Below are 21,211 nucleotides of genomic sequence, written 5' to 3' on the forward strand. Positions count from 1 at the left end.
TAAAATCGCGGTTCGACAACGGGCGAGTGCATGCCGATCACCCTGAAAACCCCCGAGGAAATCGAGCAGATGCGCACGGCCGGCCGCCTGGCCGCCGAGGTGCTGCGCATGATCGAGCCACACGTCCGCCCGGGGGTCACCACGGAGGAGCTGGACCGCATCTGCCACGACCACATCGTCGGGGTGCAGCAGGCGGTGCCGGCCAACCTCGGCTACGGCGGCGCGCCCGGCCGGATGCCGTTCCCGAAGACCATCTGCACCTCGGTCAACAACGTCATCTGCCATGGCATCCCCAGCGGTGGCAAGGCGCTCAAGGCAGGGGACATCGTCAACATCGACGTCACCGTGATCAAGGACGGCTGGCACGGCGACACCAGCCGCATGTACTACGTCGGGGAACCCCCGGTGCTCGCCCGGCGCCTGGTGGAGACCACCTACGCGGCGATGTGCGCCGGCATCCGCATGGTCCGGCCGGGCGTCCAGCTTGGCGATATCGGACATGCCATCCAGCAGGTCGCCGAGGCCGAACGCTTCTCCGTGGTGAGGGAATACTGCGGGCACGGCATCGGCAGGATCTACCACGAGGAGCCGCAGGTGCTGCACTACGGCCAGCCGGGTACCGGCGTGGTCCTGCGGCCGGGAATGGTGTTCACCATCGAGCCGATGGTGAACGCCGGCAAGCGGCACACCCGCCTGCTGCCCGACAACTGGACCGTGGTCACCCGCGATCGCTCCCTGTCCGCGCAGTGGGAACACACCGTGGCCGTCACCGAGGACGGCTTCGACGTGCTCACCCTGCCGCCCGGCGAGCCGCTCTGAGGCCGGGCCGCCGTGCACGCCGTCGCCGACCCCGGACTCGAGCGGTTGCGCGGCGAGGTCGCCGCCTTCGACAGGGCCCAGGAAACGGCGTTCCGCGGTGATGCGCCGGTTGCCGATCTGCTGAGGGAACGGGCGCACGCCTTCGACGGGTGGCTGACCTCGCTGTGGGCCGAGGCGGTCGGCGACGACGATGGCCTGTCGCTGTTCGCGGTCGGCGGTTACGGTCGGGGCGAGCTGCATCCGCAGTCCGATCTCGACCTGCTGGTGCTCTCCGACGGCGAGCCCGATCTCGCGCGACGCGGCCGCATCGAGGGCTTCGTGTCCCGCCTCTGGGACCTCGGCCTGCGCCCGGGCCACGCGGTCCGCACCCTGAGCCAGTGCACCGCCGCTGCCGCCGCGGATGCCGCGGTGTGCACGACGATGATGGAGGCCCGGCTGCTGGCAGGTCCTGCCGGGTCCGCCGCCGCCCTGGCGGCGGCGATCGCCCCCGACCAGGTCTGGCCGCTCGACCGCTACGCGGCCGCCAAGCAGGCCGAGCTGACCGAGCGACACGCCCGCTATGGCGATACCAGCTACAACCTCGAGCCCAACCTCAAGGACGGTCCGGGCGGGCTGCGCGACATCCAGACCATGGCCTGGATCGCGCTGCGCGCTACTGGCAGCGCCGACCCCGCCGAATGGGCCCGGGCGGACGTCCTGCGCGCCGGCGAGTGGCAGGCGCTGGTGGCGGCGGGCGAACAGCTGTCCCGGTTGCGCTTCGCCCTGCACCTGGTTGCGGGCCGTGCCGAGGAGCGTCTGCTGTTCGACCATCAGCCGCCGCTGGCGGAGCTGTTCGGCCTGCGCGACGAGCACCGCGACAACCGCGCCGTCGAGCAGCTCATGCAGGGCTATTTCCGGGCTGCGCTGGCGGTCCGGCGGATACAGGCGCGGTTCGATGCGCGCTGGCGCGAGCGCTACGAGGGCGACGTCGAGGGCCAGGGGCTGGACGACGACTTCCTGCGCTACGGCTCGCGGCTGGCGGTGCGCGACATGGCGGCGTTCGAGCGCGATCCGGCCACCGCCGTGGCGCTGTTCGCGTGCTGGCAACGGCATCCCGACCTCACCGCACTGAGCGCCGACACCACGGCGGCGTTGGACGCCCTGGTGCAGCGCGGCGATGCCGCGCTGACCGGGCGGCCGAAGGCGCGCGACGCCTTCCTCGCCATCCTGCGCGGCGCCGACGTGTCGCGGACGCTGCAGCGGATGCACCTGCACGGCGTGCTTGGCGCGTACCTGCCGGCTTTCGCGCAGGTGACAGGACGCATGCAGTACGACCTTTTCCATGTCTACACGGTCGACCAGCACACCCTCAACGTGATCCGCAACGTCGACCGCATCGCGGCCGGCGAGGCGCCGGAGTTCCCGCAGGCGGCAGCGGTGTTCGAGGGACTGCGCAAACCCGAGCTGCTCTATCTCGCGGCCCTGTTCCACGACATCGCCAAGGGCCGTGGCGGCGACCACTCGGAACTGGGCGCCGCCGACGCCGCGGAGTTCTGCCGCGCGCATGGCATGGGCGAGGCCGATGTCGACCTGGTCGCCTGGCTGGTGCGCCAGCACCTGCTGCTGTCGGTCACCGCCCAGAAATCGGACGTGACCGACCCGGCCGTGATCAACGGGTTCGCCGCCATCGTCGGGGACCGCGAGCGGCTCGACGCGCTGTACCTGCTCACCATGGCCGACATCGCCGGCACCGGTCCCACGCTCTGGAACACCTGGAAGGCGCGCCTGGTCGCCGACCTCCACGCCGCCGCGCGCTTCGCCTTGCGGCGCGGCCTCGAATATCCGATCCATGTCGACGAACGCATCGCCGAGTGCCGCAAGGCGGCGCTCGCGCAGCTCGCGGACGAGGGCATCGATGCCGCCCAGGCGGAGGTCATCTGGCAGGATTTCCCCGCCTCCAGCTTCCTGCGCTACCGGCCCGGACTGATCGCCTGGGTCACCCGCAACGTCGCTTCGGCGCGCAGCGACGCGCTGCCCCTGGTCGCGGCGCGCCGTGAGGGCGAGCGCGGCGCGCGCGAGATCCTGGTGCACAGCCAGGACATCGACGGGCTGTTCGCGGCGATCACCTCGGCGCTCGACCGCCTCGACCTGGACGTCGTCGAGGCTCGGGTCATGACCTCGACCCGGGGTCTCAGCCTGGACACCTTCCGCGTCCTGGAGCGCAGCCGGCGCGCACCCGATCCCGGGCTGCCGGTCGCCGAGCGCGAGGCGGCGTTCGCCGAGCGCGACGAGGAGATCGTGCGCAGCCTGCGCTACGCGCTGCGGCAGCGGCCGCTGCGCCTGGGACCGGTGCGCCGGAGCCTGAGCCGCACGCAACGCCACTTCCACATGAGCCCGCGGGTCGAGTTCAGCCCGTCCGCCACCGCGGCCCGCACCCGCATGGCCCTGGTGTGCTCGGACCGGCCGGGTCTGCTGGCCCTGGTCGCCCAGGTGCTGCGCGAGCAGCAGGTGCGCGTGCATGGCGCCAGGATCGCCACCTTCGGGGAGCGTGCCGAGGACTTCTTCGTGCTCAGCGACGAGCGCGACCGGCCGCTCGAGGAGGCGGCTCAGCGGGACCTGGGGCAGGCCCTGGCCGAGCGCCTGGACGCCGCTTTCGGTTGATCCGGGCCCGTCCGGAGGGCCTGTCGGCCCGGCCCGCCCGGCCAGCAGGCACGTCGGGCATCGTGCTCGTCTACCATGGCGGGCCCGCACGAGCCCAGACCCCATGAGCGTATCCGCCCGTCACATCGACCAGGCCGCCATCGAAGAGGCCTTCGGCGAGCTCTCCTCGCTCGACCAGCCCGCCCTGGCCGCGCGCGCAGGGTCGCAGGTGGAGGCGGTGCTCGATGCCCTGGAGTCGGGCGAGCTGCGCGTCGCCGAACCGGACGGGCAGGGCGGCTGGCGGGTCAACGACTGGATCAAGAAGGCGGTGCTGATGTATTTCCGGATTCGCGGCATGGCGCCCATGCCTGCGACTCCCGGCGGTCTGCTGGGTGCCTGGGACAAGGTGCCGCTGCGTTTCGCCGGCGACACCGGCGAGGCGGTCTACCAGAGCGCCGGCGCCCGGGTGGTTCCGGGTGCGATCGTCCGCCGCGGTGCGCATGTCGGCCGCGACGTGGTTCTGATGCCGAGCTTCGTGAACATCGGCGCGCACGTCGGCGCCGGCACCATGGTCGACACCTGGGCGACCGTCGGCTCCTGCGCGCAGATCGGGCGCAACGTCCACCTCTCCGGCGGTGCCGGGATCGGCGGCGTGCTCGAACCGCTGCAGGCGACGCCGACCATCGTCGAGGACGACTGCTTCATCGGCGCGCGCTCGGAAGTGGTCGAGGGCGTGGTGGTGGAACGCGGCAGCGTGATCGGCATGGGCGTGTTCCTGGGTCAGAGCACGCGCATCTACGACCGCGCCAGCGGCGAGGTTCACTACGGCCGGGTGCCGGCCGGAAGCGTGGTGGTGCCCGGCAGTCTTCCCTCCGAGGATGGCCGCTATTCCCTGTCCTGCGCGGTCATCGTCAAGCGCGTCGATGCCCGCACCCGCGCCAAGACCTCGATCAACGAACTGCTGCGCATGGCATGAGCCGCCCCGCGCGCGCATCGGTCCCCTGTCCGCAACTCCCTACCTTGCCATGAGCCACACCGTTTACGGGCTGCCCAACTGCGATACCTGCCGGAAGGCGCGCAACTGGCTGCAGCGCTTCGGGGTGGACCACGATTTCGTCGACTACCGGACGCAACCGGTGGCTGCCGAACGCCTGCGCGCCTGGGCCGGTCGGCTTGGCGGGTTCGATGCGCTGATCAACCGCGCCTCCTCGACCTGGCGGAACCTGCCCGGCAATCGCAAGGCGCCGGGCAGCGAACCGGAATGGCTGCTGTTGATCCGCGAGTATCCGGCCCTGGTCAAGCGCCCGGTGCTGGAAGGCGCCGACGGCTCGGTGACCCTGGGTTTCTCGGATGCCGCTTGGAAGCGGCTGCTTCTGCCATGAGGCTGCGCCAGCCGCCCGACGATCGACGCCCCGGCGCGAAGGCGGGTCGATGAGCGACGTGCTGGCCCTGGCCTGCGAGCTGATCCGCCGTCGCTCGGTGACGCCCGAGGACGACGGCTGCCAGGACCTGCTGGCCGCACGCCTGGCCGCCGCCGGATTCGCGATCGAACGCCTCGATACCGGTGGGGTGCGCAACCTCTGGGCCAGCCATGGTTCCGGCGGGCCGGTGCTGTGCCTGCTGGGTCACACCGACGTGGTGCCGCCCGGCCCGCTCGAGGCCTGGCAGCACGATCCGTTCGATCCGGTGGTGCGCGACGGCCGGCTGTACGGCCGCGGCGCCGCCGACATGAAGGGGTCGGTGGCCGCCTTCGTGGTGGCGCTGGAACGGTTCGTCGCCGCCCATCCTGACCATCCCGGCACCGTCGCCCTGCTGCTCACCTCGGACGAGGAGGGCGATGCCATCGACGGCGTGCGCGCCGTGGTCGAGCGGTTCCGCGCCGAGCGACGCGCCATCGACTTCTGCCTGGTCGGCGAGCCCAGTTCGGGGCATCGTCTGGGCGACGTGGTCCGTATCGGCCGCCGTGGTTCGCTCACCGCGACCGTGACCGTCCATGGCGTGCAGGGGCATGTCGCCTACCCGGACAAGGCCGTCAACCCCATCCACCGCGTCCTGCCGGTGCTGGCCGAGCTGGTTGCGCGAGCCTGGGACGCGCAGCCCTGGCCGGACTTTCCGGCGACCTCGCTGCAGGTCGCCAATGTGGCGGCCGGCACAGGCGCCAGCAACGTGATTCCGGGCACCGCCACGGTGCAGTTCAACCTGCGCTACTCGCCGCGCTGGACGGCCGAGGGCCTGATCGCGGAGATCGAGGCCGCGTTCGCACGCCAAGGCGTCGAAGCCTCGATCGCCTGGCATCGCTCCGGCGAGCCTTTCCATACCGCCCCTGGCCGGCTCCGGGCAGCGGTCCGCGAAGCGGTGCAGGGAGCGTTGGGGGTGACGCCGGACGAGAACACCGGCGGCGGCACCTCCGACGGCCGCTTCGTGGCCCTGCTTGGCGCCCAGGTGGTCGAGCTGGGTCCGGTCAATGCCAGCATCCACAAGGTCGACGAGCATGTCGAGGTCGCCGATCTGGAACGCCTGCCGGGACTGTACGGCGCAGTATTGGCGCACTGCCTGCTGGACGCTGGGCGGGCGCCCTGAGCAAGGTCCGATCAGGCCATCCCTGGCCTGATCCGGTTCGCGCGCGTCCGGCACAGGATCGGGCGCGGCTGCGCCGAGTCGTAGGCTCTGCGCCTGCTTGCGCGCGCCGGCCTTGCTGGTCGGTGGAGCCTCCGACCCGATCGGAGGGCACTTGCGGCGCCGCTCGGCCGGTTCCGGATGGCGGTTGGCCGGTTCGGCCGACCTGAACCGTGCGCCCGGGAACCGGCCAGCGGGCTGCCGAATCCGGCAGGTGCCGGCGGTCTGCGATCCGGTCGCGTTCATGATGCAGCGCACAGGCGGCCGGGTCGCGCCTGTGCTAGCGTCACGGGATTGTCAAGGCCGACCAGCCAACCATCCGGAGGGAAATCCATGTCTCGCATCATCCTGGCGCCGCTGTCGGCGCTGCTCGTGCTGGCAATCGGTGTCGCCCACGCCGCGACGCCCCAGCAGCCCTACGAGCGCAGTGCCGACGAGGCCGTGCAGGAGGCCTTCTGGGCGGTCAGCGGCGGTGAACTCAAGCTGCGGGTGAACGAGGATTTCCTCGAGCTGTTCGGCGTTCATGCCCGACTGCCGGCCCCGGCACCCGGCCAGGATGCCGAGGACCACGAGTTCGCGGTGTTCGCCGTCAGCCCCGGCGAGGCCCTTCATTTCAATGCCCCGGAAGGCGGCTTCGACCGCTTCGTGGGCGGCAGCCTGCGCGTCGAGGGCGGCTTTTCGGTCGATCTGGCAGGTCGCGGCAGCCTCGACCAGCGCGGCCTGAACCTGCGAGCCAGCACCGTCAACCCGATGCAGCTCGAGCTGGTCGGCGCCGACGGCACCGCGTGGTTCTACCTCAACCACCTGATGTACAAGATGGTCGAGGACTACCGCTGGTTCTACGTGCGCAGCGCCGACCTGCGCGCAAGCAAGGCGCTCGCCGACCGCATCGGTCGCCCGGAACTGGCCGATGCCTATGTCGGTGAGGTCAAGATGCTGCTCGACGTGGTCGCCCGGCCCGCAGGCTTCGACGCCGCCGCGCTGCGCTGCCCGGCGCCGAACTTCCATGGCCTGCCGCTGCCGGGCGGCGGCGGCAACTATCGCGCCGACGTGCTGATGGAGGTTTACACCATGGCGTTCACGCGCTGCCGGCGCGGCGACAACCAGGCCAACGGCTGCAATGTGGCCGGCGACGACGGCCAGGTCGTGTTCACGCCAAGCTCGACGCTGCGCAACAGCAACCGCGACGACTCCGCCGACGTGCCGTGGTACCAGAAGTTCACGGTCAGCCCCTACAACTACCCGTACCCGGGCAACGACCAGCACCCCTACCTGATCTGGAACATGTTCCGGCTCAACGACGGCCAGCTGGAGCAGATCGGCGCGTCCGGCGTCAAGCACGCCTTCCTGACCATCAACACCGGCTGCGCACCGGGCGCCTGCACCGGCGGCGGCCACATCCTCGGCCGCAACTGCGGCGACGTCTACGGCACCGGCAACAACGACAGCAACTCCAGCCTGGGTCCGCGCCGCGAACTGGTGCCGGCCACCGGCGAGTGGGGCCGCTGCCGCTCCATCTACGACCTCAGCTGCAATGGCGTGCAGAACGCCTCGGGCAACACCAACTACGACCAGCGCCTGATCGTGCGGGAGTCGCAGATGCGGGTGCCGGGCGCGCAGTTCTTCACCGAGTCCTGGTACATCGTCCAGGACGACGTGAACATCTACAACACCATGGCGTTCCGCCCGATCAACCCGTCGGCCTCCGGCAGTTCCTGGACCACCGGCAGCCAGGGCGCCTTCACGCTTGGCCCGGTGATCAACCACTGGGTGAACCCGGCCGCCAACCCGACCCGCAACGTCGAGATCGCCACGCCCGAGGGCCATACCCGGATCGCCGTCGCCACCAAGGACCTGGGCGCCTGCGAGGCCGGGACCGGCCTGGCCGGCAACTGCTGGCGCTACGACTACGTGGTCAACAACTTCGACTTCTCGCGCGCTGTGTACGGCAACCCGCCCAACGACGTGCCGCCCAATCTTGAGGTGGTCAGCAACAAAGGCTTCGACCGCTTCACCATTCCGGTGGCGCAGGCCGGTGTGCACGTCCCGACCGGGCACTTCGCCGACATCGACATCCAGGCCGGCAACGACTGGACCGTGTCGCAGGATGCGGGCAGCCTGACCTGGACCGCGCCGGACGGCAACGAGCTGAACTGGGGAACGCTGTACCGCTTCAGCTTCGTCACCAACGTCGCACCCGATCCCGCCCACACCCGCCAGGTCGTGCTGGGCGTGGCAGGCCCCGGCGAGCCGTCGTCCCTGACCACCCAGGTGATGGTGCCGGACGTGAGCGCCATCCTCGATCTCATCTTCGCCCACGACTTCGAGGCGGCGGCCACCGAACGCCGGCACTGATTCGCGAACCGTGCCTGCCCGCGGTCTCCTGGCCAGCACCGCCCTGGCGGTGCTGGCCCTGCTCTGGCCGGCTAGCGGCAGGCCCGACATCTCTGGGCGGGTCGTCGACGTCGTCGACGGCACGCCGCTCGCCGGGGCGGTGGTCGCGATCCGCGCCCGACCCGAGCTGGGCCGGGCGGTGACCGGCGAAGACGGGCATTTCCACCTGGCCATGACGGCGGCCGGCCAGCTCGAGATCGGTGCCGCGCTGCCGCACGATCCAGCGCGCCCGCGCAACTATCTCAGCGAGACGCAGCAGGTCTTCGACGGCATGTCGCAGGTGCTGATCGAGCTGCCCAGGCTGCCCGGGCTGGACAACCCGACCTATCTTCCGCCGTCGACCCAGCAGTCCTGCCGAAGCTGCCACTCCGCCTATTACACGCAGTGGGCCGGCTCCAGGCATGCCGGCGCCGCGGTCAACAGCTGGGTGCTCGACCTGTTCTCCGGCACCGGGACCCCGGGCGGAGCGGCCGGCTACGTGTTCCGGAACCTCCACGACCCCGACGACACCGGCTTCTGCGCAACCTGCCATGCGCCCATGCAGGATGTCCGTGTGCCGGGCGGCATGATGCTGGACGAGGTCGACAGCCCGGCAGGCCTGGAGGGCGTGAACTGCCATGCCTGCCACCAGCTCGCCCACGTCAACGACGATATCGACGCCCTGCACCATCGCGGCAATGGCGAGTACCGGTTCCCGCTGGGCACCAGCGACTCGTCCTTCTACGTCTGGGGAAGCCTGCCGGACGTGCCGACATCGCCCATGCAGAACAGCTACTCGCCTCTGCACGGCGACTCGAAACTGTGCGCGTCCTGCCACCAGTACACCAATCCCGTCACCGGCGCGCCTGGCCAGAACACCTACCGGGAGTGGCTGGCATCGCCCTATGCGCAGCCGGGTCCGGGGCAGCGCCATTGCCAGGGTTGCCACATGCCCACCCAGAGCGGCTCGGCGGTGATCGGCAGCGGCGGTCCCAGCCGACCGGGCAGCCAGCGGCACGCCCACACCATGATCGGCGCGACGCCGGCGCGGCTGACCGAGAACATCCTGCTGCGCGTGGAGAGCCGCCAGGAAGGCGCCCAGCTCGTCGTCGAGGCCGAGGTCGAGAATCGGTGCGGGCACAATTTCCCGACCGGCATCTCCCTGCGCAACGCGCTGCTGGTGGTCGACGTTCGCCTGGATGGCGAGCCGCTGGCGCAATCCGGGGGTGGCGTGGTGCCCTGGTGGGCGGACGACGACGTGCCGGGCGAGCAGCCGGGCGACTACGCAGGGCGACCCGGCCGGGGCTTCGCCAAGGTCCTGGCCGGGCGCATCAACGGCTCGGGTCCGGAGGTCGCGCCGGTGCTGTTCATCGATGCCGAGTCCGTGCTCGAGGACAGCGGCATTCCTTCGGGCGCCACCGACCAGAGCAGCTACCGCTTCCGGGTGCCGGTCGGCCTGCCGCCGGGCGCCCAGGCGAGCGTCGACGTTCGTCTGCTGTACCGCCGCGCCTGGCGGGCCCTGGCGGTGACCAAGGGCTGGACCCAGACTCCCGGCGGCATGCCGGTGGAGATCCAGGTGCAGCGCGTGCAACTGCCGCAAGCGCTGGCGCCGGTGCCCGATGCCTTGTTCCTGGACGGTTTCGAGTTGCCGCCATGACGGCCCGCGGCATGGCGCCGAGACGGGGCGATCCGTCGCACGGAGCCGTGTTCGCGCGGCTCGCCGCCTTGACCGTCCCGGCGCTGCCGACTTATGGTCACACGTGGGGAGACGTCATCGTGATGGCCTGCCCGGTTCCGACGCCTGCTGGGCCCAGCCCGGAGTATTCATGAATCCTCTACTGCGGCCGCCGATGCCACGCCTCGGCGCGGTCTGCTTCCTCTGGCCGGCTCGACGTGGTGTCCGCTGCGCCTTCGCCGTCCATCGGTCCGCGGCCCGCACCCCGACGCGGCCTCGACGCCCTCGCGACGAGGTTTCACGAAAACTCCAGGTCAGACGATGATCCGATTCCGCCAATCCGGCGCCGCCCGCTGGCTGCTGCTCGCCATCGTGGCGACCGGCGCCGCCGCCGCGCTGGGTGCCGGCCTGACCTGGTCCGCCGCACCTGCCGATCCCCACGCCGGCTTCCTGGACATCACGCCCGATGGCACCCAGCCGGGTCTGGCCAGCGCCATGGAGCCCAACACCGGCTGCTTCGGCTGTCATCGCTCGTTCAATCCCGACTCGCCGCAAGCCGGCTTCCTGCCGCACAACACCTGGGGCGGCTCGATGATGGCGCACTCCGGCCGCGACCCCCTGTTCTGGGCGGCGCTGGACGTCGCCAATGCCGACCTGCCGGGAGTCGGCGACTGGTGCCTGCGCTGCCACGCGCCGACCGCCTGGCTGGAGGGTCGCGTCCTCAAGGTGCCGGGTGGCGGGCTGGTCGACGGCACCAACGGCTGCCTGCTGGAGGGCCGCCACGATGCCACCGACGACAAGGGCAACGACTATGCCGGCATCGGCTGCCACTTCTGCCACCGGATGACCGAGACCGGTCCGGCCGGTGCGACGGCGCCGCCGGGCAGCGGCAACTTCTGGCTGGACGACGCGCTGTCCTGCGAGACGCCGGGCGGCACCTACGGCGGGCCCTGCCGGGCCGGCCCCTATCAGTATCAGCCCGGCGACCTCTACGAGCCGCCGCATGGCTGGGTGTACTCGGCCTTCCTCGACCGCGGCGCCGTATGCGGCGTCTGCCACGACGTGACCTCGCCGATCACCGAGATCGGACCGGTCACCACGCTGATCCTTCCGGACGGCACCGATACCGGGCTGGCGATGCCGATCGAGCGCACCTTCACGGAGTGGGGGCGCAGCGATTTCGGCGACCTCGTGTTCCGCGACCGCATGGGCGACGATTTCGACTTCACGCCGCAGCTCGCCCGCGGCGCGACCTGCCAGGATTGCCACATGGCCAGCAGCGAGGATCCGCTTGCCAAGGCCTGCACCTTCCTGCCCGACGGCTCGCGGGCCGGCAACCTGCCGGTGCACGAGTTCGTCGGCGCCAACACCTGGATCCCGAAGATGATCCGGGACCTGTATGCGACCGGCATCGGCGGCGGCATCGAGGACCGCGCTGCCGATATCGACCGGACCATCCTCCGTGCCCGGCACATGCTTACGCAGCGCAGCGCCGTCATCGAGACCAGCGCGCAGGCCGGCGCCGGGGTGGTCAACGCCCAGGTCAAGGTCACCAACCTCGCGGGCCACAAGCTGCCGACCGGCTATGCCGAGGGTCGGCGCATGTGGCTGCACGTGGTGGCCCGGAGTGGCCAGGGCGACGTGATCTGGCAGACCGGCGACTGGAACCCCGATACCGGCGCGCTTGCGATCGACGCGCAGACGCGCGTCTACGAGGTCCAGCAGGGCATCTGGAATCCGGCGACCCAGTCCTGCGAGACCGAGGACGCGCTGGGCCGCAAGCAGTTCCATTTCGTGCGCAACAACTGCGTGGCCAAGGACAACCGCATTCCGCCGCTGGGCTTCACCGGCGGTGCCGATCTCGACACCCGCCCGGTCGGCCTGGTCTACCCGCCGGTGGCGCCCGGGTCGCCCAGGCTGGTCAACTACGACGTGAGCAGCTACGCGATCCCGCTGCCGCCCGGCTTCAACGGCCAGGTCACGGTGACCGCCACCTTGAAGTTCCAGATCGCCAGCGCGGAGTACATCACCTTCCTGCGCGACCAGGCGGTCGAGCGCAACTTCCAGCCCGAGAACCTGATGTGCGCCGGCGGTCCGGGCAGGCCGTTCGACGTCGGTCCGCAAGGCCAGACCCGCGGCGAGTTCATGTACGACCTGTGGAGCAATCCCGCCTACGGGCGATCGCCGCCCGAGGACATGGTGAGCGCCGCCGCAGCCGTGATGGTGGCGCCTTGAGCCCGGTAGCAGGTCGCGCCCTGGCCCTGGTGCCGCTGGTACTGGGGCTGCTTGCGGGTTGTGCGACCGGCGGCGGGCGGCAGTCGGCACATCCGGCGCCGGCGTCTGGACCTGTCGCCTCGGCGGTCGATCCGGGCGGCCGGATGAGCGGCTACCAGTTCGCGCGTCGCTACTCGGACGTCGTCAAGCTCGATGGCCGAGATGTCCGGCAGGATGTCGAGTACGGATTCGATTACGACCGGCGAAGCACCGTGCGCCGGGTCTTCGACCCCGATGGGCGGCTGCTGTCCGAGGACCTGCTGCCCGGCGAATCCCTGCGCGCCAACGCTGCGGAGGAAGCCCGCCTGGAAGCGTTGGTGCGCGGCCATCCCGAGCTCGGCCCGTTGATGGCCGGCCGCGACGACCTGCTCGTCCATCGCGGCGGCTTCGTGGTCCGGGAGGCCGGCGACCCGTGGTGCGACCTGGGCTCGCGTTGCCTGCGCTTCATCGTCAGTGCCGGGGATGGCTCCATTCCCGTCCTCCATGCCGTCGTCGACCTGGTGAGCGACCGCGTGGTGTACACCCACGACGACCACCAGGTTCCTGCTGATCCGCCCTGAGGACCGTTCGCCGATGAAATCCGCCCTGTACCTGGCTGGCCTGCTGGCCCTGGCCTGCCTGAGTCCTTCGGCCGCCCGCGCCGCCGCCCCCGACTGCGTGGCCGAGGGCGGCACCCTGCTGTCCTGGCCGGCGGTCGAGCCGCTCTGGCAGATGTGCTGGCTGCCGCCCAACCAGAGCATCGGCCCGCGCGGTTCCGGGCTGGAACTTCGCGCCGTGCACTACCGGGGCATCCTGGTCGCCAAGCGCATCCATTCGCCCATGCTGTTCGCCGAATACCGCACCAGCACCTGTTACCGGGACTGGAAGGACACCGGAACGCCGACGCTCGCGCATACCAGCACGCACAACGTCCTGGCGGTGCCGCCCGACCCCGAGCGCCTGGCGACCACGTCCTGCACGGTTTCAAAGTCGCCCACCGCATCCTACGGCACCTGTCCGTTCCAGCAGCCGACCGGCGGCGGCTTCGCCTGCACGACCAACAACGGCGTGGTCATCGAGGACCTCGGCGATCATGTCCGGCTGACCAGCCAGTACCGCGCCGACTGGTACATGTACGACTCGCGGATCCGCTTCTTCGACGACGGCACGATCGAGCCGACCTTCGGCTTCGGCAACAACAACGGCACCTTCAACAACGTCACCCACTGGCACCACAACTACTGGCGGTTCGACTTCGACATCGACGGCGCCGACAACCACGTGGTGGCGGAGAACGGCGTCGATCAGCCGGTCGAGTTCAGCGCCCTGCGCGGCGCGCCGGGCAGCACCACCTGGACGGTCCGCAACACCGTCACCGGCCGTGGCTACGAGCTGGTGCCCGGCGCCGACGACTACGCGGTGGCGACCAACGAGTCCGGGCGCAACTTCCACACCACCGACTTCATGGCGACCCGCTACGTGGCTGGCCAGTACGGCGACAACCCCAGCTACTCGCTCGGCGACTGCGGCATGAACCAGGGCGCCCTGGTCAACGGCCAGAGCATCGACAACGAGGACGTGGTGCTCTGGTACCGGGTCGCGGTGCGCGACGCCACCGCCAACAACTGGCCGACGGGATGCGGTACCGGCGGCAACCCGCCGTGCATTCCCCAGGACTCGATGGTCTGCAAGAGCGCGGGTCCGCGGCTGGTGCCGTTCGGCCCGTGGGCACCGGTCGACGACCGCATCTTCGCGCACGACTTCGAGTTCCCGGCGCCCTGAGACGACGCCCCGGACAGTCTGTCGGCAAACGACCGGGTCGGCCGTTTGCCGATGGACCGCTATCTCGGATGGGCGGCCAGCCCGCTGCTGCGGGCGCGGATCTTCGCGCCGTGGTGCGGTGGTCGGCGCGGGTTGCCCAGCCGGACGCAGCCTCGACCACACCCTTGCCACCCGCCGGTGCGCTCGCACCCCGACGCGATCCTTGGATCCGCCCAACGCGCCTCCCTGAGGATGCCGGGCCAGCCCCGCCTTCGCTGCCGGCTTACAGGTAGTCGCTGCGCAGATCGACGCTGGAGCGCACGCCGAGGTCGTCGAAATGCGCGGCAAGCCAGCGCCGCGCGACCTCCCGGCCGTAGTCGTGCAGGGTGGTCAGGAAGCCGAGGTCCGGGCTGAGCTTGCTGGCCAGGGTCAGTTCCGCCATCAGCGCGTCGTCACGGATGGCGTGGATGTGCATGGCGCGCACCCGGTCGCGGTACTCGTCCCGCAGCCAGCCCTCCTCGACCAGGCGGGCCGCGAAGGCGATGGCGCGCATCTCGCGCATCAACGAGGAGTTGAAGCTGATCTCGTTGACCCGGTTGGCGATCGCCTCGGGGGTTCTGGGCACCTCATCGCGGGCGATCGGATTGACGTGCACCAGCACGATGTCGCTGCTGACGGTGCGGTAGAACAGCGGGTAGAGCACCGGATTGCCCATGTAGCCGCCATCCCAGAAGGCCTCGCCGTCGATCTCCACCGCCCGGAAGAGTTGCGGCAGGCAGGCCGAGGCGAGCAGGGCGTCGACGCTCATCTCCGTGTTGCCAAAGATGCGGACCTTGCCGGTGCGCACGTTGGTGGCGCAGACGAACAGCTTCAGGCAATGCGGCTGCGACAGCGCCTGGAAGTCGACGTGGCGTTCGATCACCGTGCGCAGCGGATTGAAGTCGAACGGGTTGAACTGGTAGGGCGAGAACATCCGCGTGAACGCGTCGAAGGCGGCATGGCTGGCCGCCAGGCCGATCGCCGGGTCGATGCCGAACCAGCGCAGCAGGTCCGGCTGCGGTCGGACCGGGCTCCACAACCGGCCCTCGGCGGCGATGTCCAGCCAGAACGCCCGCAGTGCCGCGCGGGCGCCGTCGCGCCCGCCCGACAGCAGGCCGTGCGCCATCACCACGGCGTTCATGGCGCCGGCACTGGTCCCGCACAGGCCTTCGAAGCCGATCCGGCCGTCCTCCAGCAGGGCGTCCAGCACGCCCCAGGTGAAGGCGCCATGGGCGCCGCCGCCCTGCAGGGCCAGATGGACGGTCGGTGTCGCGATCAACGCGCCACCCAGCCGCCGTCCAGCACCATCTGGGTGCCGGTCATGTTCGCGGCCGCCGGACCGCACAGGAAGCGCACCGCCCCGGCGATGTCCTCGGGTCGGGTGAAGCGCAGCGAGGGCTGCTTCTCCTCCAGCAGGGCGCGTTCGGCCTGTTCCGCGGTGCAGCCCTCGCGGGCCGCGCGATCGTCGATCTGCTTGCGCACCAGCGGCGTCAGCACCCAGCCCGGGCAGACGGCGTTGCAGGTGATGTCGGCCTGGGCGTTCTCCAGCGCAACCACCTTGGTCAGGCCCATCACGCCATGCTTGGCCGCGACATAGGCCGACTTGTCGAGCGACGCGACCAGGCCATGCACGGAGGCGATGTTGACGATCCGGCCGTGGCCACGCGCCTGCATTCCGGGCAGCGCGGCCCGGATGGCGTGGAATACCGCCGACAGGTTGATCGCCAGGATCAGGTCCCAGCGCTCGGGCGGGAATTCGTGCACCGGCGCGGTGTGCTGGATACCGGCGTTGTTGACGAGGATGTCGATGCGGCCGAAGCGCCGCTCGGTGTCGGCCACCAGGGCCTCGACCTGGTCGCGGCGGGACAGGTCGGCCGGGTGGAAGTCGACCGCCGTGCCGTGCCGTGCGACCTCCGCCTTGGCGGCCTCGATCTGCTGTGGGTCGCCCAGGCCGTTGAGCATGACCGTGCAGCCGGCTTCGGCGAGGTCGGCGGCGATGGCCAGCCCGATGCCGCTGGTGGAGCCGGTGACCAGGGCGATCTTGTCCTTGAGCATGCTGTCTCCTTCGATGTCGATTTCGGTGTCGGCGCCCGACCAGGGCGGTTCCGGCCGGGAAACGGCGAGCGCCTCGGCGCCTGCTCCGCGACCGGCGATGCCTCCGTGGCCGGTCATTCTCGCAAACCCGGACCTGACCGGCTTTCACCCGCCTGCGGTGGCACCCGTTGACGCCTGCCGCTTCGGGTTCAGACGGCGGTCCCCAGCACGATGTCGCGCGCCAGCAGGCGGGCAAGGATGTCGCGCCCGTGGACCAGCAGCGCATCCGCAGCCAGGCCGGCCTCGGTGGCCAGGGTGCGGAACTGGTCGGCGCCGGCGACGGCGGGACGTTCGCGCAGCAGTTCGAGCAGGCGCAAGGTCAGGGCATTGGCCTCCAGGAAGCCGACGCGGTCGCGACGGTCGCGCACGACCACCAGGCAGGTCGGCTGCGCCGGCGCGGTCGCCTGCGGCGGCTGCTCCGCACCCAGCCGGTGCACGGGCCACCGGTAGGCGAGCGGCCAGGCAAGGGGCGAGACGACCGGGGCACCGGCCAGCAGGTCGCCTTCGGGATCATGGGCGACGTCCGCGATTTCCGCTTCGGCATTGGCCGCATGGATCTCCATGTACTCGTAATGCGCCAGCTCGGCCAGCCAGGGCGGATCGGGTGCTTCCGGCAGCGCCTGGCGTGCCTGCAGCCAGGCCACGAACTCGCTGCCGACCTCGGGGAACAGGGGCGAGCGGGCACGATGCCCCGCGTACCAGGCGCGCACCAGGGACCGCCACGCGGCCTCGTCATGGAGGACGCGCAGCACCGGGAAGTTGCCGGCCAGCAGGCCGGCCACGGTGTTGAAGAACAGGCGGCGGTAGACGGCGAGCCGGCGGGGATCGACGCCTGCCGGCGCCGACCGGCGGTCCGGGTCGCGCAGCCATTCGGCGAAGGCCTGCTGGCGGCTGCGCAGCGCCGCGCCGGTGTCAGCCGGTTCCCGCATGGCGCGCCTGCAGGGTTCGGATGGTGGCGATCTCGGCCAGCAGTTCGCCCAGCGGCGGGATGTTGAAATCGCGCTCGAGCAGGGTCGGCCGGACCCCATGGCGATCGTAGCAATGCGCCAGCAGCGCCCAGACCGGGTCGATCACCGCCGCGCCGTGGCTGTCGATGATCAGGTCGGGCGCTTCGCGGTAATGGCCGGCGACGTGCAGGGCGACGATCCGGTGGCCGGGCAGGGCGTCGATGAAGGCGACCGGGTCGAAGCCGTGGTTGACGCTGTTGACGTAGACGTTGTTGACGTCGAGCAGCAGGTCGCAGTCGGCCTCTTCGAGCACGGCCCGCAGGAACTCAAGCTCGTCCAGGTCGGTCGCCAGGGGCGCGTAGTAGGAGACGTTCTCCACGGCGATGCGCCGGCCCAGCAGATCCTGCGCCTGGCCGATGCGCGCCGAGACGTGGCGTACGCCCTCGGCCGTGAACGGGATCGGCGCCAGGTCGTACAGCTGGCCGTCGTCGCTGCACCAGCTCAGGTGTTCGGAATACAGCGCGACGCGATGGCGCTCGAGGAAGGCGCCGATGCGGCGCAGCAGGTCGAGGTCGAGCGGCGCCGGGCCGCCCAGCGACAGGGACAGGCCGTGGCAGCTCAGCGGATGGCGCTCGGCCAGGGCGGCCAGCCGGCGGCCCGGTGCGCCGCCGACGCCGATCCAGTTTTCCGGCGCGCACTCCAGGAAATCGACGGCATCGGCCGGCGCGGCCTCGAGCGCACCCAGCAGGGCGCGGCGCAGGCCCAGCCCGGCGCCCTGGAGGGACGCCGGCGTCATGGCCGCGCGGTCGCGGTCAGGCCTTGCCGCCGCACTGACCCTCGCCGCACTTGCCTTCACCGCACTTGCCTTCCTCGCCGCACTTGCCCTCTTCCCCGCACTGGCCTTCTTCGCCGCACTTGCCCTCTTCGCCGCACTTGCCTTCCTCGGGCGGGTCGTCGCTGACCTGGTAGCCACCGCCGAGGTCGGCCAGGGCGAACGGGCTGGTCGCCTGGCTCAGCGGGGCGCCGGCGAGCAATGCCAGGCCGAGCACGGCCGTCAGGGGCTTGATCAGGTTGCTGTCCATCGTGGAACCTCCTGGTGGGGGTGGAGCGCGGGCGTCGACGCCGCCGGTCGGGGGCGCAGGAGACAAGCGTAGTACCGAAGGCGACCGTCAACCAGCGCCCCGGAAAACCCGTTCAGCAGGTTGCGGTACCGGACGTCCTGCCGGCCACCGGGGTCCCGCTCAGAACCAGCCGTGCACCCGCACACCCTGGACGGTGTCGGTACCGCCGCCGGCGTGATGACCCCGGCCCACCTGGGCGGTGATCCGCAGACTGGCGGGCAGCAACCAGCTCGCGGCGAGGGCGTAGCTGTGGCCGCTCTGCCGCGCCTGGGCGGCATCCTCGACGGCCAGCCGGGCGGCACGCAGCGAGAATTCCCAGGCGCCCGCCCGCCTGCCGGGGCTGATCCCCTCGAACACGCCGTCACGGTAGCGGCGGCTCTCTCCACCCGGCCGCCAGCTCGCCATCAGATAGCCGCCGTTGGCCTGGTGGCTCCGCCCGGGGACCCGCGCACGCAGCCACAGGTGTTCGGCCTGCACGGTGAACGGTCCGCGATCCCAGGCCGCCTCCACGCCGAGACGGTCGGCCCGCGCGACGCCGTCCAGGCGGCCGCTGTCGGCCAGGACCAGGGGCAGTCCGCTGACATCGGGTCGGCCGCGCAGCCGGACCGGCCCGTCCGGCCGCTCCGTGCCGGCGGCCAGGCCCAGGTGCAGCCGGTGCCCGTCGTCGTCGGTCTGCCGCCAGTTCCAGGTGGTCCGGGCGAACAGGCCAGGGCCGCGTCGCTCGGGATTGAGGGTGCCATCGAAGGCGGCGACCGCCAGCGTCCGCCTGCCGCCTGCCCAGCCCGCCTCCAGCCCGAGTGCCCGTCCCGGCACCAGGGCGTTCATCGGCGAGCGCTCGAGCAGGGTCAGGTGGCGATGGCTGGTGAGCGCCTCCAGCCCCATCGGCGTCTTGCCCTGGCCGATCCGCAGGCGACCGTGCTCGCCCAGTCGCAAGCGCACGAAGACATCGGTCCAGGTGCCCGGCACGGCGTCGTACTCGACCTTGGCCGCCAGTCCGTTGGGACCGGCCAGGTTCACGGCCATACGCTGGCGGCGGAAACCGTCGGCCGAGACGCCGCCATGGTCGCGGTCTGCGTGCAGCACGTCGTACTGGGCGCTGGCGGCCGGGGCCACGGTCCAGCCCTCCGCTGGCGACCAGCGGGGTGGCCAGCCGTCCGCTTGGACGGCCCCTCCCGGTGCGGCAACGAGCAGGGCAAGGGCGGACAGACGCAGCAGGCAGCGCGTGGACATGATGGACCGGAGCAGCCGAGGGCGCCGGCATCGTATGTCAGAAATGTTGCTGGAAGGTTACAGATGACGCGTCGATGACTTTTCTGGGTCATCCGAATGACACGGGCCCGAATGCCCAGGGGCCGCGGTCGCAGGGCGGCGGCCGCACGTCGGACACCGCAGGTGCCCGGCTCAGTCCTCGGGTGGCGCCAGGGGCGCTTCGCCGGGCGGCGCCGGTGGCCGCAGGCGGCGCGGCCACCGGCACAGGTCGGCAACGGGGCAGGCGTGGCAGCGTGGCTGCCGGGCCCGGCAGGTGTAGCGGCCGTGCAGGATCAGCCAGTGGTGGGCGTGCTGCAGGTAGGTCTCGGGCACCCGCTTGAGCAAGCCATGCTCGACCGCCAGGGGCGTCTTTCCGGGCGCCAGGCCGGTGCGGTTGCCGACCCGGAAGATGTGCGTGTCGACCGCCATGGTCGGTTGCCCGAAGGCGACGTTGAGCACCACGTTGGCGGTCTTCCGGCCGACGCCGGGCAGGGCCTCCAGGGATGCGCGATCCGCCGGCACCTCGCCGCCGTGACGCTCGACCAGCAGCGCGCAGGTCTTCAGCAGGTTGCGGGCCTTGGTCTGGTAGAGGCCGATCGAGGCGATATGGCGGCGAACCGCGTCCTCTCCCAGCGCCAGCATGGCCTGCGGCGTCGGCGCCGCGGCGAACAGGTGGCGGGTGGCCTTGTTGACGCCCGCGTCGGTAGCCTGCGCCGAGAGCAGCACCGCGGCCAGCAACTGGAAGGTCGAGCCGTACTCCAGTTCGGTTTTCGGAGATGGGTTCAGTTCGGCCAGGCGCCGGAAGAACTCGACGCGCTCGGCGAGTCTCATGGGGCCGGTTCCGGCGCTGCCGGGCGCGCCGCGGCCCGGGCGACCAGCGCATTGCGTGCGGCGATCAGGCCGGCGAAAACGAAGAAGGCACCGGCCGGCAGCACCGCCAGCAGCAGGCCCCGCCCGGTGCCCAGTTCGATGCGCAGCGCGGCCGACCAGCCGCCCAGCAGCAGGGGCAGGTCGGCGAACACGGTGCCCTGGCCGAGCAGTTCGCGGATTGCGCCGACCGCCACCAGCACCGCCAGCAGCCCGACGCCCATCAGGGCGCCGTCCAGCGCCGCCAGGCCGACCCGCTGGCGCGCGGCGAATGCCTCGGCACGGCCGAGGATCATGCAGTTGGTGACGATCAGGGGAATGAACAGGCCGATCGCCTCATGCAGTCCGGGCAGCCAGGCCCGCGCCAGCAGGTCGACGCTGCTCACCGCCGAGGCGATCACCAGCACGAACAGCGGCAGGCGCACCTGCGGGCGGGTGATCGGTCGCAACGCCGACACCGCGGTGCTGGCGACGGTCACCACCAGGACCGTGGCCAGGCCCAGGCCCAGGGCGTTCACCGTGCTGGTCGACACTGCCAGCAGGGGGCACAGGCCAAGCAGCTGTACCAGCGCCGGGTTGTTCTCCCACAAGGCGTTGCGGGCCAGTTCGGCGGCGGAGGGCTCGGTCATGCGCGGATTGTACGGGCTGGCTCGTCAGGCGCTTGGCCGGGCAGGCCAGGGACCGGGGACCGGGGAGCAGGGGAGCAGGAAGCAGGGAGCGGGGAGCAGGGAGCGGGGAGGGGCGTGGTGCCGTCGCAAGGTGGAAGGCGCTTGCCAGGA

Annotated in this window: 18 protein-coding genes; 10 read left to right on the forward strand and 8 right to left on the reverse strand. The window is 71.1% G+C overall.

What is annotated here, in order from left to right; translation table 11 throughout:
* The first annotated feature begins 30 nt into the window (after window positions 1-30).
* The 10 genes from map (at window position 31) to KF823_08590 (ending at window position 14,137) form a co-directional block, all read left to right on the forward strand.
* The gene (gene map / locus KF823_08545) at window positions 31-819 is read left to right on the forward strand and encodes a type I methionyl aminopeptidase (protein MBX3725953.1); all 789 of its coding nucleotides are present in this window, start codon (window positions 31-33) and stop codon (window positions 817-819) included.
* Between the two features lie 12 nt (window positions 820-831).
* Window positions 832-3,459, forward strand: a complete 2,628-nt coding sequence (gene glnD, locus KF823_08550) for a [protein-PII] uridylyltransferase (GenBank protein ID MBX3725954.1) — start codon at window positions 832-834, stop codon at window positions 3,457-3,459.
* 103 nt (window positions 3,460-3,562) lie between these two features.
* Complete coding sequence (gene dapD, locus KF823_08555) at window positions 3,563-4,414, forward strand: 2,3,4,5-tetrahydropyridine-2,6-dicarboxylate N-succinyltransferase (GenBank protein ID MBX3725955.1); 852 nt, start codon at window positions 3,563-3,565, stop codon at window positions 4,412-4,414.
* 49 nt (window positions 4,415-4,463) lie between these two features.
* Window positions 4,464-4,820, forward strand: coding sequence for a Spx/MgsR family RNA polymerase-binding regulatory protein (locus tag KF823_08560; protein MBX3725956.1), 357 nt, complete (start codon window positions 4,464-4,466; stop codon window positions 4,818-4,820).
* 49 nt (window positions 4,821-4,869) lie between these two features.
* Complete coding sequence (gene dapE, locus KF823_08565) at window positions 4,870-6,018, forward strand: succinyl-diaminopimelate desuccinylase (protein ID MBX3725957.1); 1,149 nt, start codon at window positions 4,870-4,872, stop codon at window positions 6,016-6,018.
* Window positions 6,019-6,387: 369 nt separating this feature from the next.
* A complete protein-coding gene (locus KF823_08570; GenBank protein ID MBX3725958.1) occupies window positions 6,388-8,409 on the forward strand; it encodes a hypothetical protein in 2,022 nt (673 codons plus the stop codon).
* A gap of 10 nt (window positions 8,410-8,419) precedes the next feature.
* Entirely contained in the window at window positions 8,420-10,084 is a 1,665-nt protein-coding gene (locus tag KF823_08575; GenBank protein MBX3725959.1) for a hypothetical protein, read from the forward strand.
* A gap of 339 nt (window positions 10,085-10,423) precedes the next feature.
* Window positions 10,424-12,337 (forward strand): hypothetical protein, encoded by a 1,914-nt coding sequence (locus tag KF823_08580; protein ID MBX3725960.1) that lies wholly within the window; start codon window positions 10,424-10,426, stop codon window positions 12,335-12,337.
* On the forward strand, window positions 12,334-12,936 hold the full coding sequence (locus KF823_08585; GenBank protein MBX3725961.1) for a hypothetical protein: 603 nt from the start codon (window positions 12,334-12,336) through the stop codon (window positions 12,934-12,936). The genes KF823_08580 and KF823_08585 overlap by 4 nt, the downstream gene beginning before the upstream one ends.
* Window positions 12,937-12,949: 13 nt before the next feature.
* Window positions 12,950-14,137, forward strand: coding sequence for a hypothetical protein (locus KF823_08590; protein ID MBX3725962.1), 1,188 nt, complete (start codon window positions 12,950-12,952; stop codon window positions 14,135-14,137).
* 262 nt (window positions 14,138-14,399) lie between these two features.
* On the opposite strand, the gene KF823_08595 is transcribed toward KF823_08590, so the two are convergent.
* The 8 genes from KF823_08595 to rsxE all read right to left on the reverse strand — a co-directional run bounded on the left by KF823_08595 (window position 14,400) and on the right by rsxE (window position 21,061).
* Window positions 14,400-15,434, reverse strand: coding sequence for a patatin-like phospholipase family protein (locus tag KF823_08595; protein ID MBX3725963.1), 1,035 nt, complete (start codon window positions 15,432-15,434; stop codon window positions 14,400-14,402).
* Complete coding sequence (locus KF823_08600) at window positions 15,431-16,210, reverse strand: 3-hydroxybutyrate dehydrogenase (GenBank protein ID MBX3725964.1); 780 nt, start codon at window positions 16,208-16,210, stop codon at window positions 15,431-15,433. The genes KF823_08595 and KF823_08600 overlap by 4 nt, the downstream gene beginning before the upstream one ends.
* A 188-nt stretch (window positions 16,211-16,398) precedes the next feature.
* Window positions 16,399-17,178 (reverse strand): putative DNA-binding domain-containing protein, encoded by a 780-nt coding sequence (locus KF823_08605; protein MBX3725965.1) that lies wholly within the window; start codon window positions 17,176-17,178, stop codon window positions 16,399-16,401.
* Window positions 17,162-17,992: a DUF692 domain-containing protein gene (locus KF823_08610; protein MBX3725966.1), complete on the reverse strand. Its 831-nt coding sequence runs from the start codon at window positions 17,990-17,992 to the stop codon at window positions 17,162-17,164. Before KF823_08610 ends, KF823_08605 begins: the two co-directional genes overlap by 17 nt.
* A gap of 16 nt (window positions 17,993-18,008) precedes the next feature.
* Window positions 18,009-18,278 (reverse strand): hypothetical protein, encoded by a 270-nt coding sequence (locus tag KF823_08615; GenBank protein MBX3725967.1) that lies wholly within the window; start codon window positions 18,276-18,278, stop codon window positions 18,009-18,011.
* Window positions 18,279-18,437: 159 nt separating this feature from the next.
* On the reverse strand, window positions 18,438-19,547 hold the full coding sequence (locus KF823_08620) for a hypothetical protein (GenBank protein ID MBX3725968.1): 1,110 nt from the start codon (window positions 19,545-19,547) through the stop codon (window positions 18,438-18,440).
* A 171-nt stretch (window positions 19,548-19,718) separates the two neighbouring features.
* The gene (gene nth / locus KF823_08625; GenBank protein ID MBX3725969.1) at window positions 19,719-20,396 is read right to left on the reverse strand and encodes an endonuclease III; all 678 of its coding nucleotides are present in this window, start codon (window positions 20,394-20,396) and stop codon (window positions 19,719-19,721) included.
* Entirely contained in the window at window positions 20,393-21,061 is a 669-nt protein-coding gene (gene rsxE / locus KF823_08630) for an electron transport complex subunit RsxE (GenBank protein ID MBX3725970.1), read from the reverse strand. Before rsxE ends, nth begins: the two co-directional genes overlap by 4 nt.
* Window positions 21,062-21,211 lie beyond the last annotated feature (150 nt).

The sequence above is a fragment of the Lysobacterales bacterium genome, assembly GCA_019634735.1.
Lineage (GTDB): Bacteria > Pseudomonadota > Gammaproteobacteria > Xanthomonadales > UBA2363 > Pseudofulvimonas.

Bases quoted from the DNA above. Each gene is read 5' to 3' on its own strand.
- map (MBX3725953.1), top strand. From the start codon at position 31: ATGCCGATCACCCTGAAAACCCCCGAGGAAATCGAGCAGATGCGCACG.
- dapE (MBX3725957.1), top strand. From the start codon at position 4,870: ATGAGCGACGTGCTGGCCCTGGCCTGCGAGCTGATCCGCCGTCGCTCG.
- KF823_08620 (MBX3725968.1), bottom strand. From the start codon at position 19,547: ATGTCCACGCGCTGCCTGCTGCGTCTGTCCGCCCTTGCCCTGCTCGTT.
- rsxE (MBX3725970.1), bottom strand. From the start codon at position 21,061: ATGACCGAGCCCTCCGCCGCCGAACTGGCCCGCAACGCCTTGTGGGAG.
- KF823_08600 (MBX3725964.1), bottom strand. From the start codon at position 16,210: ATGCTCAAGGACAAGATCGCCCTGGTCACCGGCTCCACCAGCGGCATC.
- KF823_08560 (MBX3725956.1), top strand. From the start codon at position 4,464: ATGAGCCACACCGTTTACGGGCTGCCCAACTGCGATACCTGCCGGAAG.
- dapD (MBX3725955.1), top strand. From the start codon at position 3,563: ATGAGCGTATCCGCCCGTCACATCGACCAGGCCGCCATCGAAGAGGCC.
- KF823_08615 (MBX3725967.1), bottom strand. From the start codon at position 18,278: ATGGACAGCAACCTGATCAAGCCCCTGACGGCCGTGCTCGGCCTGGCA.
- KF823_08570 (MBX3725958.1), top strand. From the start codon at position 6,388: ATGTCTCGCATCATCCTGGCGCCGCTGTCGGCGCTGCTCGTGCTGGCA.
- KF823_08590 (MBX3725962.1), top strand. From the start codon at position 12,950: ATGAAATCCGCCCTGTACCTGGCTGGCCTGCTGGCCCTGGCCTGCCTG.
- KF823_08610 (MBX3725966.1), bottom strand. From the start codon at position 17,992: ATGACGCCGGCGTCCCTCCAGGGCGCCGGGCTGGGCCTGCGCCGCGCC.
- KF823_08580 (MBX3725960.1), top strand. From the start codon at position 10,424: ATGATCCGATTCCGCCAATCCGGCGCCGCCCGCTGGCTGCTGCTCGCC.
- KF823_08605 (MBX3725965.1), bottom strand. From the start codon at position 17,178: ATGCGGGAACCGGCTGACACCGGCGCGGCGCTGCGCAGCCGCCAGCAG.
- nth (MBX3725969.1), bottom strand. From the start codon at position 20,396: ATGAGACTCGCCGAGCGCGTCGAGTTCTTCCGGCGCCTGGCCGAACTG.